The organism is Pseudomonas sp. NPDC089534 (genome assembly GCF_044749305.1).
Taxonomy (GTDB): domain Bacteria; phylum Pseudomonadota; class Gammaproteobacteria; order Pseudomonadales; family Pseudomonadaceae; genus Aquipseudomonas; species Aquipseudomonas ekonensis.
Genome location: NZ_JBIVHR010000010.1, coordinates 80,000 through 95,484 on the forward strand (window position 1 = coordinate 80,000; position 15,485 = coordinate 95,484).

At 69.4% G+C, this 15,485-nt stretch carries 1 protein-coding gene; it reads right to left on the reverse strand.

Annotation, left to right across the window (positions count from 1 at the left end; translation table 11 throughout):
* Positions 1–15 precede the first annotated feature (15 nt).
* A partial coding sequence (locus ACIP0B_RS04875; protein WP_400830203.1) for an amino acid adenylation domain-containing protein occupies positions 16–15,485 on the reverse strand: 15,470 nt, incomplete at its 5' end.

Sequence of the window (15,485 nt, forward strand, 5' to 3'; positions counted from 1 at the left end):
TTGGAGAAACACAGCTCAGGACAGCACCTGCCCCGCCGGCACGGTCAGCCCGTCGTGCCACCACGCCGCGAGACTGAAGACGTTGGGCGCCTTGAGGATCGTGAAGTGGTTGCCCGGCCCGTACCACACCGCCAGGTCCGTGGCCTGCCGCCGCCAGCCTTCGACCATCGCCGCCTGCTCGCGCTGGTTGCCCGCCGCGTCCAGCGTAGGGTCGTCCACCAGCGCCAGCCGCACCGGCCCGGTGTAGGCCAGCGCCGGCCGGTAGACCGTGCGCAGCGCCGTGGCGAAGGTGCGCACCGGCCCGTCCATGGCCTGGGGCGAGGAACGCTCGGAGAGGATTCCCGCGCGCACCATGCCCGCATGCAGCAGGCGCATCTGGGCGTCCCCGTCGGCCTCGGCGAAGGCCGTCGGTTCGATGCCCAGCGACTTGCCGCCGGCCAGTTGCAGCGACTCGATCAGCCGCTGCAGCACCGCCGTGGCGGTGTACGGTTTGCCCGCCACGCCGTTGCCGCCGGGGGATTCGCTGTCGATCAGGCACAGGGACGCCACCTCGCGTCCCTGGGCCTGCAACAGCGCCGCCATGGCATACGCCACCCAGCCGCCGAACGAGTGCCCGATCAGGTGCACCGGCCCTTGCGGGTACAGCTGCCCGAGGGCCCGCACATAGAACGCGGCGGCCGCCTCGACCTGGCTGTGCGGCACCGTGACCCCGTCGAGGCCACGGGGCTGCAAGCCGAAGATCGGCCACTCCGGCCCCAGCGCCTCGGTGAGGTGCACAAAGCCGATGACGTTGTCCCCCGCTCCCGGCACGCAGAAGATCGGCGCGTGGCCGGGATGGCCGCTCTGGATGGTGAGCAACGGCTGGTAGCTGGCCGGTTCCGGCGCGGTCGCCGCGTCCAATGCCTGGCTGAGGGCTTGCCCCATCGCCTGGACAAGGGGCGGTTTCATCAGGGTGCGGTGATCGCCGGGCACGTCGATGCAGCGCAACAGGTCTTGCGGCACATGCCCGCCCCAACCGCGCAGCGGATCGGGCTGTTCCTGCCCGGGCATCAGGTCCTGCGCCCGGAACAGGTGGACGACCTGGCTGGCCGGGCTGACCCGGTAATGCGCCAGCGCCTGCCCATGGGCCGCCTCACGGTCGAAGTAGTGCCAGGCGGCGGTCGCCCCGGCCTCCGAGAGTTCAGGGTCCGGCAACTGCTGGTCGCGGCAGCGCGCAAACAGCTCGTTGAAGTCGAGCCGTTCGATCTCGGCCTCCAGCAACGCCACTTGCGCGAGCGCCGCTTCGCCCTCCTCGCCACGATCCAGAGAGAAGGCCCGGCAGTGCTGCAGCAATTGGTGCCTGTCCAGGTGTTCGCCGGTCCAGCGCGACTTGTCCTGGTGGGCGGGGTGCGGCGCGTAGGTGTCGATCAGGCCGACGAAGGCCACCGGCTCGTCCATGCCGATCAGTTGCTGGGCGATTTCGTACGACAGCAATCCGCCGAACGACCAGCCGGCCAGGCGGTACGGCCCATGGGGCTGAACCGAGCGCATGATGCCGATCATCCTCGCCGCCATGCACTCCACCGTGCGCAGCTGCGGTTGGCCAAGCGTGACGCCGGGCAGACCGTAGACCGGGAAGTCGCCGCCGATGTGCAGGGCCAGCGCCGGGAAGTACATCTCCCGGCCGCTGAACTCGTGCACCAGGAACAACGGCGTGCCCTGATCGCCGGGACGCACCACGATCAGGCCGTCGGGCTGTTGCTCGCCCGCTTCCCGCCCTGCCAGCCGCGTGCACACCCCTTCGACGGTCGGGGACTGGAACAGCTCGGCCAACGTCACCTCATGGCCGGCCCGCTTCATCTGATTGATCAGACGGATCGCCAACAGCGAATGCCCGCCCAGTTCAAAGAAGTTGTCGTGGCGGCCGACCCGGCCGATGTCGAGCAGCTCGGCCCAGATCTGCGCCACCGCCTGTTCGGTCTCGCCTTCCGGCGCCACGTAAGGACGGTCGCGCAGCCCTTCGGCATCCGGCGCCGGCAGGGCCTGGCGGTCGACCTTGCCATTGGGCGACAGCGGCAAGGCGTCCAGCGGCACAAAGGCCCCCGGCACCATGTACTCCGGCAGCCGCTGCGTGATGTGCGCCCGCAGCGATTCCGCGGTCGGCGTTTCGCTGCCGGTGCGCAGGGTGAAATAGGCCACCAGGCGCTCGTCGCGCATCAGCACCACCGCCGTTCGCAGCGCCGGGTGTTCGATCAGCCGCGCTTCGATTTCGCCCAGCTCAAGGCGCAGGCCGTGCAGCTTGACCTGGAAGTCGTTGCGCCCCAGGAACTCCAGGTTGCCGTCGGTGCGGTAGCGCACCAGGTCCCCCGTGCGGTAGAGGCGGTCGCCGGCCACGAACGGGCTGTCGATGAACCGCTCGGCCTGCTGCTGCGGCAGGTTCATGTAGCCCCGCGCGACCCCCACCCCGCCGATGTGCAGTTGACCGCTGACGCCCATCGGCACCGGCAGGTCGTTGCCATCGAGGACATACAGGCGGGTGTTGCAGATGGCCTTGCCGATCGGCAGCTCGGAATCCGGCACCGGCCGGTCCGGTTCCAGTGTCCAGGCCGTGCTGTCGACCGTCGCCTCGGTCGGTCCGTAGACGTTGTGCAAGCGCACCCACGGCAGGCGCCGACGCACCGCACGGGCCAGCGCGGCGGTCAGTTCCCCGCCGCCGCAGAACACGTCGGTGAGGCTGACGCATTGGCCGGCCTCCTCCAATTCGAGGAACTGCTCCAGCAACGCCGGCACGAACTTGACCACGGTGATCTGCCGCTCACGGATCACCTGCGCCAGATAGGCCGGATCCCGGTGGCCGTCGGGCCGCGCGAGCTCCAGCCGCACACCGCTGGTGAGGGGCCAGAAGAACTCCCACACCGAGCCGTCGAAACTGAACGGTGCCTTTTGCAGCAAGGCGCCGGACGCCGTCGGCGGGCAGATCTGCGACCCCCAGTGCACCAGGTTGCACAGGCCCCGGTGTTGCAGCATGACCCCCTTCGGCGTACCGGTGGAACCTGAGGTGTAGATCATGTAGGCCAGGTGCGCGGCACCCAGGCCCGGCACCGGAACGTCATGGGCCGGGGCGTCCTGCCAGGTGCTCCGGTCGAAGTCGATCAGCAGGCTGTCGGCCCCGTCGAACAGCGGCCGGGTGGCCTGGTGCACCAGCACCGCCACCGGCGCGCTGTCCTTGAGCATGTAGGCCAGACGGTCCGCCGGGTACGCCGGATCCAGCGGCACATAGGCGCCGCCGGCCTTGAGGATGGCCAGCAGGCCCACCACCAGCTCCAACCCGCGCTCGACGCAGATCGCCACCCGCGCATCCGGCTGCACGCCTTGGCTGCGCAGGTGATGGGCGAGGCGGTTGGCCTGCGCATTGAGCTCGCGGTAGGTCAGGCGCTGCGGCCCCGCCGCGACCGCCACCGCATCCGGCGTGCGCGACACTTGCGCCTGGAACAGCTCATGGACGGTTTGCTCCAGGTCGTACGCGGTTTCGGTGGCGTTGAACTCGCCCAGCACGCGCTGGCGTTCCTGCGGCGCCAAAAGGTCCACCCGGTCCAGCACGGTCTGGTCATCCTCGACCATGGCCTGCAACAGGCACTTGAAGTAGCCGACAAAGCGTTGCACCGTCGCTTCGTCGAACAGCGCCGTGGCGTAGGTCAACGAACCGCGTATGCCGTCCGGCGTCTCGCCCAGCCGCATCGACAGGTCAAACTTCACGAAGCGGCTCGGCTCGGCAATGCCTTCGAGGGTCAGCTCGCCCAGCGCCAAGGCCGGCGCCACGCTGCTGTCCCAGCCCAGCAGGGTCTGGAACAGCGGGCTGTGCGACAGGCTGCGCACCGGCCGGCTGATCTCCACCACCTGCTCGAACGGCAGGTCCTGGTGGGCCTGGGCCTCCAGCGTGCACGCCTTGACCCGCGCCAGCAGCGCAGCGCCGTTCAGGCCGCCCGAGGTGTCGATGCGCAGCGCCAGGGTGTTGACGAACATGCCGATCAGGCCTTCGATCTCGGCCCGGATGCGGTTCGCCACCGGCGACCCCACCACCACCTCGGACTGGCCCGAGAGCCGGGTCATCAGCACCGCCCAGGTGCCCATCATCGCCATGTACGGCGTCACGCCGTGGCGCTGGCACAGCGCCTTGAACCCGGCGCTCAGCCCGGCGTCGAGCCAGACCTCCACACTGCCGCCGGCATGGTCCTGACGGGCCGGGCGCGGCCGGTCGGTGGGCAGGGTCAGCAGGGTCGGCGCACCGGCCAGGGCTTGCTGCCAGTAGTCGCTCTGGCGCTGCAGCACTTCGCCGCTGAGCCAGCGCCGTTGCCACACCGCGTAATCGCTGTATTGCAGCGCCAGCGGCGGCAGCGGATCGGCCTGCCCCCGGCTGAAGGCCTGGTACAGCGCCGTCAGTTCGCGGGTCAGCACCCCCATGGACCAGCCGTCGGAGATGATGTGGTGCATCGTCAACAGCAGCACATGGTGATCGTCCGCCATGCGCACCAGCCGCCCGCGAATCAACGGATCGTCCTGCAGGTTGAACGGCTCGCGCGCCTCTCTCTCGATCAGGGCCCGCAAAGCGTGTTCAGGCCGCTCGACGTGACGCAGATCCTCGACTTGCAGCACCAGGCCGCTGTCGTCCGGCATGATCAGCACCTGAGGCCCGTCGTTGACGGCGGCGAAACGGCTGCGCAGCGTCTCGTGGCGGGCCACGATCCGCGCCAGCGAGCGTTGCAGCGCGTCTTCGTCGAGACGTCCGCGCAGGCGCAAGGCAACCGGGACGTTGTAGGCCGTGTTGCCGCCTTCCATCTGCGCCAGGAACCACAGCCGCTGCTGGGCGAACGACAGCGGCAGCGCCTGGTCACGCGGCGCCGGCACGATGTCCGGCAGCGTGCTGCGGCCCGAACGGGACAGCACCTCGGCCACCGCCGCCAGTTCGGCGTTGGCGAACAGATCGCCCAACGCCAGTTCCACGCCCAGGCGCTGACGCACCTGGGACACCATGCGCATCGCCAGCAGCGAGTGCCCGCCCAGTTCGAAGAAGTGGTCGCGGCGCCCCACCCGCTCCACCTGCAGCACCTCGGCCCACACCTGCGCCAGGGTCTGCTCCAGCGCCGTGGCCGGCGCCTCGTAGGCGCGGGTCAGCAGCGCGTCCTGTTCGGGGGCCGGCAAGGCCTTGCGGTCGACCTTGCCGTTGTTGTTCAGCGGCAAGGCGTCGAGCCGCACCCAGGCCGAAGGCACCATGTAGTCCGGCAGCCGCGCCTGCAACTGCGCATGCAGGCCGGCGCTGTCGACGCGATCATCGTCCGCCGTGTAGTACGCCACCAGGCGCAGCGGCTCCTGGCCCTCGCGCCGGGCCAGCACCACCGCTTCCTTGACCCCGGCGCAGCCGAGCAGGCGGTTTTCGATTTCCCCCAGTTCGATGCGGAAGCCGCGCACCTTCACCTGATCGTCGTTGCGCCCCAGGCACTCCAGTTGACCCGGCGCGATCCAGCGCGCGAGGTCGCCGGTGCGGTAGAGCAACGCGCCCGGGTGGTCGCAGAACGGATCCTTGAGGAATTTCTCGGCGGTCAGGTCGGGCCGGTTCAGGTAACCCATCGCCACCCCCTGCCCGCCGATGTACAGCTCGCCGGTCACGCCGAATGCCACCGGCTGCTGCCGCGCGTCGAGCACGTACACCTGGGTGTTGGAGATCGGGCCGCCGATGGACACGCTCTCGGCGTCGGTCGCCACCTCCTGCACCTCGAAGGTGGTCGCGTAGGTGGTGGTTTCGGTCGGGCCGTAGCAATGCACGATGCGCAGGTCCGGCGCCTCGGCCCGCAGACGGCGGAACGCCGCCGGGTCGCCGCGCTCGCCGCCGCACAGCAGGATGCGCAAGCCCTTGAGCGCCTGCGGGATCAGCTGCACGTACTGGTTGAACAGCGCGGTGGTGACGAACAGCACCGTCACCCCGCTTTCTGCCAGCTCACGGCCGAACAGCGCCGGATCGAGCAGCGTGCGGTGGTCGATCACCACCACCCGGCCGCCGTTGAGCAGCGGGCCCCAGACGTCCATGGTGCTGGCGTCGAACGCCGGGTTGGAGGCGAACGCCACCCGATCCTGCGGGTTGAAGTCGGCGTAGCCGTTGTTGATCGCCAGCCGGCCGATGGCCCGGTGCGGCACCATCACGCCTTTCGGTGCGCCGGTGGAGCCGGAGGTGTACATGATGTACGCCAGCGACTCGGATGACTGCGGCAGGTTCGGGTCGTGCGACGGTTGCCCGTCCAGCGCCAGGGTGTCCAGGTCGATGCGGTGCACCGGGTGGTCGGCCTCCTCGCCGCTGAAGGTCAACAGCAGCATCGCTTCGCAGTCCTGCACCATGAACGCCTGGCGCTCGGCCGGGGCGTTGATGTCCAGCGGCACGTAGGCCGCCGCGCATTTGCTGATCGCCAGTTGCGCCGCCAGCAGGTCGAGCGAACGCGGCAGCAGGATCGCCACGTTGTCGCCCGGTTCCACGCCGTGCTCGATCAGGTGATGGGCCAGGCGGTTGGCCCGCCGGTTCAGCTCGGCGTAGGTCACCGAAGTGGCGCCATGCACCGCCGCCACGGCGTGCGGGTGTTCCTCGACCTGCCACTCGAACAAGCGGTGCACGGTCAGGGCCGCCGGGTATTTGCGGAACGTGGCGTTGAACCCCACCAGCAAGCGCCGGCGCTCGGCGTCCGGCAGGATCGAGAGTCGGTCGAGGCCCAACTGCGGCGTCTGCTCCAGCGCCTGCACCAAGTTGCTCACCGCCTGGTGCATGTACCGGCAGATCCGCTCGGCTTCGATGCCGGCAGCCGTCAGGGCCGTGAGGCTGAAGTCCTCGCCCAGGTCGTCGACGCTCAGGCTCAGGCGGTAGCTGCTGTGCTCCTCGGCCTTGAGCAGTTGCATGCCCTCCCACGCGGCCCCGGCCTCGGCGGACGGCGTGGCCGCTGCGCCGCTGTGGCGGTAGTTGAGCAAGGCATTGAACAGCGGCGAGCCCGAGGCGATGCCGCTGCAGCGCTGCACCAGCGCCAATGACGCATGCTCGTGGCGCAACAGGCGGTTCAGCCGCTCATGGACGGCCAATACCCCGTCCTTCACCGTCTGCCCGGTCATGTCGACCCGCAGCGGCAAGGTGTTGATGAACACCCCCAGCGCCCGCTCGACCCCTTCGCCGCCGTGCAGCCGCCCCAGCAGGACGGTGCCGAACACCACGTCGTCGCGGCCCGACAGTTGCCCCAGCACCTGGGCCCAGGCCAGGTGCATCAGGCTGGCTGCGCTGACACCCAGTTGCCTGGCCTGAGTCCGGACCCGGCGGCTGAGGCCGCTGTCCAGCAGCCGCTGCGAATGGCCGGTGCACAGGTCGTCCGCCGTACCCTGGCCGAACGGCACGGTCGGCTCGTCGACATCGCCGAGCATTTCGCTGAAGAACGCGGTGTGTGCCTGCTCGCCCAGCCCCAGACGGGTCTGGGCCACATGGTTGCGGTACGGCACGGGCTCCGGCAGTTGCTCCACCTGGTCGAGCAGCACGGCACGCATTTCGTGCTGCAGCACCTCCAGCGCCACGTGGTCCATCACCAGGTGATGGAACAGCAGCAACGCCACCACACGCCGGTTGTCCGCGTCCCAGGCATGCACCACCCGCATCAGCGGCGCCTGATCGACGGCCATGCGGTAGTGCCCGACATCGAAGCGGGCGCGCAGTTGCTCCAGCGCGTCACCGCCTCCGATGTCCAGCGCCAGCGCCTCGCTCACCAGCGGCGCCCGGCGCCAGACCACCTGCACCGGCTCGTCCAGCCCTTCGTGGAAGAACGAGGTGCGCAGGATGTCGTGACGCTCGATCACCCGTTGCAAGGTCTCGACGAACGTATTCAGGCGCTGCTCGTCGGCAAACGCGAACTGCGCCTGCAATACGTACGGATCGCCCTGGGTCGCCGACAGGTGATGGAACAGGATCCCGGACTGCAACGGCGCCAGCGGGTAGATGTCCTGCACGTTGGCCGCACCGCCCGGAATGCTGGCGACGATGCGGTCGATGGCGGCCTGATCGAGCGCGACCAGCGGCAGCAGTTCAGGGGTGATCCGCCGGCAGTCCGGGGCGATGCGGTTGGCCGGCACCTCGACCTCCGGCTCGCTGCCCACGGCGGCGGCCAGGGCGGCAAGGGTCGGCTGGCTGAACAGCGCATGCACATCCACCGCCAGCCCGGCACGGCGCATGCGCGCCGCGAGGGTGACCGCCAACAGCGAATGGCCGCCCAGTTCGAAGAAGTGGTCGTGTCGCCCTACCCGTTCGACGTTGAGCAACTCGGACCAGAGTTGCGCGAGGGTGATTTCCGTCTCGCCGACCGGTGCCTCGTACTCGCGCACGATCACCGAAGCCTGATCCGGCGCCGGCAGCGCGCTGCGGTCGACCTTGCCGTTGGGGCTCAACGGCAAGGCATCGAGCCGCACCCACGCCGACGGCACCATGTAGGCCGGCAGCTTGGCGTGCAGATGCGCATGCAGCGCCTCGATGGACGGAACGTGCTCGCGGACGGTGTAGTACGCGACCAGCCGCACATCGCCCGGCGCGTCTTCGCGGGCCAGCACCACCGCCTCGCGCACGCCTTCGGCTTGCAGCAGGCAGGCCTGGATTTCGCCGAGCTCGATGCGCAGGCCGCGGATCTTCACTTGGTCGTCGTTGCGGCCCAGGTATTCGATGTTGCCGTCGGCCCGATGACGGGCCAGGTCGCCGGAGCGGTAGATCCGTGCGTCGTCCCGCTCGCTGAACGGATCCTTGAGGAAACGTTCCGCCGTCAGGTCCGCACGGTTGAAGTAGCCCCGGGCGACTTGCACGCCGCCGATGCACAGCTCGCCGACCGCACCGCGCGGCACCGGTTGGCCGTGGGCATCGAGCAGGTAGACCCGGGTGTTGCTGACCGGCTTGCCGATCGGCGGCGCGCCTTCCGGCAGCGCGGTGCCGGGCTCCAGCGTCCACACCGTGCTGTCCACCGTGGCCTCGGTCGGGCCGTAGACGTTGTGCAGCCGCACCTGCGGCAAGCGCTCGCGCACGCTGCGCACCAGCGCTTCGGTCAGCTCGCCGCCCCCGCAGACAATGTCGGTGAGGCTGGCGCACTGGCCAACCTCCTCCACGTCGAGGAACTGCTGCAGCAGTGCCGGCACGAACTGGATCACGCCGACCTGTTGCTCGCGGATCACCTGCACCAGGTACGCCGGATCGCGGTGCCCTTCGGGGCTGGCCAGCACCAGGCGCATCCCGGCGGTCAGCGGCCAGAACAGTTCCCAGACCGAGGCGTCGAAACTGAACGGGGTCTTCTGCAACAGCGCATGGCCTTCGCCCTGCGGACACAACTGCGCGCTCCAGTGCAGCAGGTTGCTCAGGCTGCAGTGCTCGACCATCACGCCCTTCGGCGTGCCGGTGGTGCCGGAGGTGTAGATCACGTAGGCCAGGTGTTGCGGAGTCAGGCCTTCGGCCGGCAGGTTGTCCGCCGGCTGCGATTGCCACACCGCTCGATCCAGATCGACCACCGGCGCGGCGACGTCCCCGAGCAGCTTGCAGGTCGCACCGTGCACCAGCACCGCCACCGGCGCGCTGTCCGCCAGCATGTAGGCCAGGCGTTCCGCCGGGTACGCCGGATCCAGCGGCACATAGGCGCCGCCGGCCTTGAGGATGGCCAGCAGGCCGACCAGCAGCTCGGGGCTACGCTCGACGCAGATCCCCACCCGCGCATCCGGGCCCACGCCCAAGCCACGCAGGTGACGGGCCAGCCGGTTGGCCTCGCGGTTCAGCTCGGCGTAGCTCAGCGCCAGATCACCACTCTGCACGGCCACCGCATGCGGTGTGCGCGATGCCTGGGCCTCGAACAGGCCGTGAACGGTCTCATCCGCCGCGACGGCTACATCGGTGGCGTTGAAGTCGGCCAGCAGTGTCCGTCGCTCGTCGTCAGACAGGATCTCCACTCGCTCAAGAACCGCCTGATCGTTGCCGGCCATGGCCCGCAGCAGTTGCCGGAAGTAACCGACAAATCGCTGCACGGTCGCCTCGTCGAACAGCGCCGTGGCGTATTCGAGCGAACCGCAGATCGCGCCCCGGGCCTCGCCCAAGGTCAGCGACAGGTCAAACTTGGCGACCGGGTTCTGGCCGGCCAGGCCTTCCAGCGTCAGGTCACCCAACGCCAGATCCGGCGCCACGCTGCTGTCCCAGCCAAGCAGGGTCTGGAACAACGGGCTGTGGGCCAGGCTGCGCTCCGGCTTGACGATGTCCACCACCTGCTCGAACGGCAGGTCCTGATGGGCCTGGGCCTCCAGCGTGCGGGCCTTGACCTGGGCCAGCAGCGCCTCAGTATTCAGCTCGCCCGAGGTGTCGATGCGCAGGGCCAGGGTGTTGACGAACATGCCGATCAGGCCTTCGATCTCGGCCCGGCTGCGGTTGGCCACCGGCGAGCCGATCACCACGTCCGTTTGGCCGGACAGCCGACCGAGCAGCATCGCCCAGGCGCTCATCATCACCATGTACAGGGTCACGCCGTGGCGTTGGCTCAGCGCCTTGAGCCCGGCGCTCAGGGGCTCGTCGAGGATCACCTCGACGCTGCCGCCGGCAAAGTCCTGACGGGGCGGACGCGGACGGTCGGTGGGCAGCGAAAGCAGTGTCGGCGCACCGGCCAACGTCTGCTGCCAGTAGTCGCTCTGGCGTTGCAGCACTTCGCCGCTGAGCCAGCGGCGCTGCCACACGGCGTAGTCGCCGTACTGCAAGGCCAGCGGCGGCAACGGGTCGGGCTCGCCGTGGCTGAAGGCCTGGTACAGCGCCGTCAGCTCGCGGGTCAGCACGCCCATGGACCAGCCGTCGGCGACGATGTGGTGCACGGTCACCAGCAGCACATGATGGTCATCCGCCAACTGCACAAACTGCCCGCGAATCAACGGGCCGGTCTGCAGATCGAACGGTGCCGAGGCTTCCCGGCCGATCAGCGCTTGCAAGGCCTCTGCCGGTGCGTTGCGCAAGTCCACGGTCGGCAGCGTGAGACCTTCGCTGTCCGGTGCGATCAGCACCTGCGCTTCGTCGTTCACCGCGGTGAAGCGGCTGCGCAGGGTTTCGTGACGGGCCACGATCCGCGCCAGCGAGCGTTGCAGCGCGTCTCCGTCGAGGGCTCCGCGCAGGCGCAGGGCAATCGGGATGTTGTAGGCGGTGTTGGCCCCCTCCATCTGCGACAGGAACCACAGCCGCTGCTGGGCGAACGACAGCGGCAGCGCCTGGTCACGCGGTGCCGGGACGATGTCCGGCAATGTGCTGCGGCCCGAACGGGACAGCACCTCGGCCACGGCGGCCAGTTCGGCGTTGGCGAACAGGTCGCCCAACGCCAGCTCAACGCCCAGGCGCTGACGCACCTGGGACACCATGCGCATCGCCAGCAGCGAATGCCCGCCCAGTTCGAAGAAGTGGTCGTGGCGCCCCACCCGTTCGACCTGAAGCACCTCGGCCCAGACTTGCGCCAATGCGTTTTCCAGCTCGCCCTGCGGCGCCTCGTACTCGCGGGTGAACAGCGCGCTGCGCTCAGGTTTGGGCAAGGCCTTGCGGTCGAGCTTGCCGTTGGCGGTCAGCGGCAACGCGTCGAGCCGGACGAACGCCGTCGGCACCATGTATTCCGGCAACTGGGTCAGCAGGTGCGCACGCAACTCGCCCACCTCCAGCGGCTCGACCCCGACCTGGGCAGTGAAGTACGCCACCAGGCGCACCTGACCGGGCTCGTCCTCGCGGGCCAGCAGCACCGCCTCCTGGATGCCCGGCAAGTGGTTGAGGCGGTTCTCGATCTCGCCCAGCTCGATGCGCACGCCGCGGATCTTCACCTGGTCGTCGTTGCGCCCCAGGTACTCGATGGAGCCGTCCTCGCGCCAGCGCGCCAGGTCGCCGGTGCGGTACATGCGGCCGGGGTTGAACGGGTCTTGCAGGAAGCGTTCTTCGGTCAGCTCCGGACGGTTCAGGTAGCCCCGGGCGACCCCGGCGCCGCCGACGTACAGCTCGCCGGCCACGCCGATCGGCACCGGGCGCTGCTGTTCGTCGAGCAGGTACACCGTGGCGTTGGCCACCGGGCGGCCGATGTGCAGGGTCTGCCCCGCCTCGATCAGGCCCGAAGTGGCGACCACCGTGGCCTCGGTCGGGCCGTAGTTGTTGATCACGTCGAAGGTCTGGCTGCGGCCGAACTGGCGCAGGCGGTCGCCGCCGATCAGCAGCGTGCGCAGGGTCGGATGCCCGATGTTCTGGCCGAAGGCGTACTCGGCCACCGGCGTCGGCAGGAAGCTGACGTCCAGCGGCTGCTCGCGCCACCAGCCGAGCAGCGCGTCGATGTCTTCGGTGCCGTCGTGGACCGGCGCCAGGTGCAGGGTCGCCCCGGCGCACAGCGCCGGCCAGACCTCCCAGGCCATGGCGTCGAAGCCGAACCCGGCGAGGCTCGAGGTGTGGCGCCCGGCGCACAGGTCGAACGCCGCGCAGTGCCAGTCGATCAGGTTGCCCAACGTCTTGTGCTCGACCATCACGCCCTTGGGCAGGCCGGTGGAGCCGGAGGTGTAGATCACGTAAGCCAGGTGTTCCGGGGTGAGGCCCGGCACCTGCGGGTTGCCGGCGTCATGGCTTGGCCATTGCGCCAGGTCGAGGTCGAGCACCGGCACCGCCAGCGCCGGCAGGCGTGCGCGCAGGCCGCTTTGGGTCAGCACCGCGACCGGGGCGCTGTCGCTGAGCAGGTACTCCAGGCGCTCGGCCGGGTGCGCCGGATCCACCGGCACATAGCCGGCGCCGGCCTTGAGGATCGCCACCAGGCCGACCAGGGTGTCCAGCCCGCGACGGGCGACGATGGCCACGCGGTCGTCAGGGCGCACGCCCAGCCCGGTCAGGTGCCGGGCCAGGGCGTTGGCCCGGCGGTTGAGGTCGGCGTAGGTCAGCTGCTCGCCGAGGAACGCGGCGGCCACGGCGTCGGGCCGCTGTTCGGCCTGGGCCTCGAAGCGTTGCTGGGTGGTGAGGCCTTGCGGGTAGTCGGCGGCGGTGGCGTTGAAGCCGTGCAGCACCTGCTCGCGTTCCGCCGCCGTCAGGATCGTCAGTTGATCGATCGGCAGGTTCGGAGACTGCTCCAACGAAAGCGCCAGGCGCTCCAGCGCGCCGTGCATGTATCCGCAGATCCGCCGGGCCTCGATCCCCGCCCCGGTCAACGCCGTCAGGCTGAAGTCCTCGCCCAGGTCATCGACGCTGAGGGTCACGGGATAGTTGGTGTGCTCCTCGGCCTCCAGCAATTGCATGCCCTGCCAGGCGCGCTCCGCCTCGGCAGAGGCAGAACCTTGCGGTGCGCTGTGACGATAGTTGAGCAGCGTGCCGAACAGCGGCGTGCCCGGCGCCATGGCGCTGCAATGCTGCACCAGGGCCAGTTGCACATGTTCATGCTCCAGCAACTGGTTCAAGCGTTGCTGGATCGCCAGCGCGGCGGCCTTCACGGTTTGCCCGGTCAAGCCGATGCGCAGCGGCAAAGTATTGATGAACACCCCCGGCGAGCGCTCGACGCCCTCGCCGCCGTGCAGGCGGCCGAGCAGGACGGTGCCGAACACCACGTCGTCGCGACCCGCCAGTTGCCCCAGCACCTGGGCCCAGGCCAGGTGCATCAGGCTGGCTGCGCTGACACCCAGTTGCCTGGCCTGAGTCCGGACCCGGCGGCTGAGGCCGGTGTCCAGCAGCCGCTGCGAATGGCCGGTGCACAGGTCGTCCGCCGTACCCTGGCCGAACGGCACGGTCGGCTCGTCGACATCGCCGAGCATTTCGCTGAAGAACGCGGTGTGTGCCTGCTCGCCCAGCCCCAGACGGGTCTGGGCCACATGGTTGCGGTACGGCACGGGCTCCGGCAGTTGCTCCACCTGGTCGAGCAGCACGGCACGCATTTCGTGTTGCAGCACCTCCAGCGCCACGTGGTCCATCACCAGGTGATGGAACAGCAGCAACGCCACCACACGCCGGTTGTCCGCGTCCCAGGCATGCACCACCCGCATCAGCGGCGCCTGATCGACGGCCATGCGGTAGTGCCCGACATCGAAGCGGGCCCGCAGTTGCTCCAGCGCGTCACCGCCGCCGATGTCCAGCGCCAGCGCCTCGCTCACCAGCGGCGCCCGGCGCCAGACCACCTGCACCGGCTCGTCCAGCCCTTCGTGGAAGAACGAGGTGCGCAGGATGTCGTGACGCTCGATCACATGCTGCAAGGCTTCGACGAACGTAATCAGGCGCTGCTCGTCGGCAAACGCGAACTGCGCCTGCAATACGTACGGATCGCCCTCGGTCGCCGACAGGTGATGGAACAGGATCCCGGTCTGCAACGGCGCCAGCGGGTAAATGTCCTGCACGTTGGCCGCGCCGCCAGGGATGCCGGCGACGATGCGGTCGATGGCGGCCTGATCGAGCGCAACCAGCGGCAGCAGCTCGGGGGTGATCCGCCGGCAGTCCGGCGCGATGCGGTTGGCCGGCACTTCGGTTTCCGACGCCCCGCCGACGGCGGCCGCCAGTGCGGCGAGGGTCGGCTGGTTGAACAGCACGCGCACGTCCGCCGTCAGGCCGGCGCGACGCATGCGGGCGACCAGGTTGACCGCCAGCAGCGAGTGCCCGCCCAGTTCAAAGAAATGGTCATGACGCCCGACCCGCTCGACGTTGAGCAGCTCGGACCACAACCGCGCGAGGGTGATTTCCGTTTCACCGAGCGGGGCTTCATATTCACGGGTGATGACCGACGCTTGATCCGGCGCCGGCAACGCCTTGCGGTCGAGCTTGCCGTTGGGGCTCAGCGGCCAGGCATCCAGGTGCACGAACAGCGCCGGCACCATGTAGTCCGGCAGGTGTTCGAGCAGCCGTGTCCGCAGGTCTTCCACGGAGTGTTGCGCGCCGGTGTAGTACGCCACCAGCCGCTTGTCCCCCGGCACGTCCTCCCGGGCCAGCACCGCCGCTTCCTGCACGCCGTCCAGGGCGGTCAGGCGCGACTGGATCTCGCCCAGCTCGATGCGCAGGCCGCGGATCTTCACCTGGTCGTCGTTGCGGCCCAAGTATTCGATGTTGCCGTCGGCCAGCCAGCGGGCGACGTCGCCGGTGCGGTACATCCGCCCCTGCGGCCGGAACGGATCCTCCAGGAACCTTTCGGCGCTGAGCTGCGCACGGTTGAGGTAACCCCGCGCCACCTGCACGCCGCCGATGTACAGCTCGCCGACCACGCCCAGCGGCACCGGTTGCCGTTGCCCGTCGAGGATGTACATCCGGGTGTTGGCGATGGGTTTACCGATGGGAGTGTTGTCCGGCGTGGTCTCGAGGGGGCCCGCGCAATCCCACGCGGTGACGTCCACCGCCGCTTCGGTCGGGCCGTACAGGTTGTGCAGGCCGATGCCCGGCAACTGCTGCTTGAAGCGCCGCACTAGGCTGCCCGGCAGCGCCTCGCCGCTGCACATCACCTGACGCAGGCCGGCGCAGC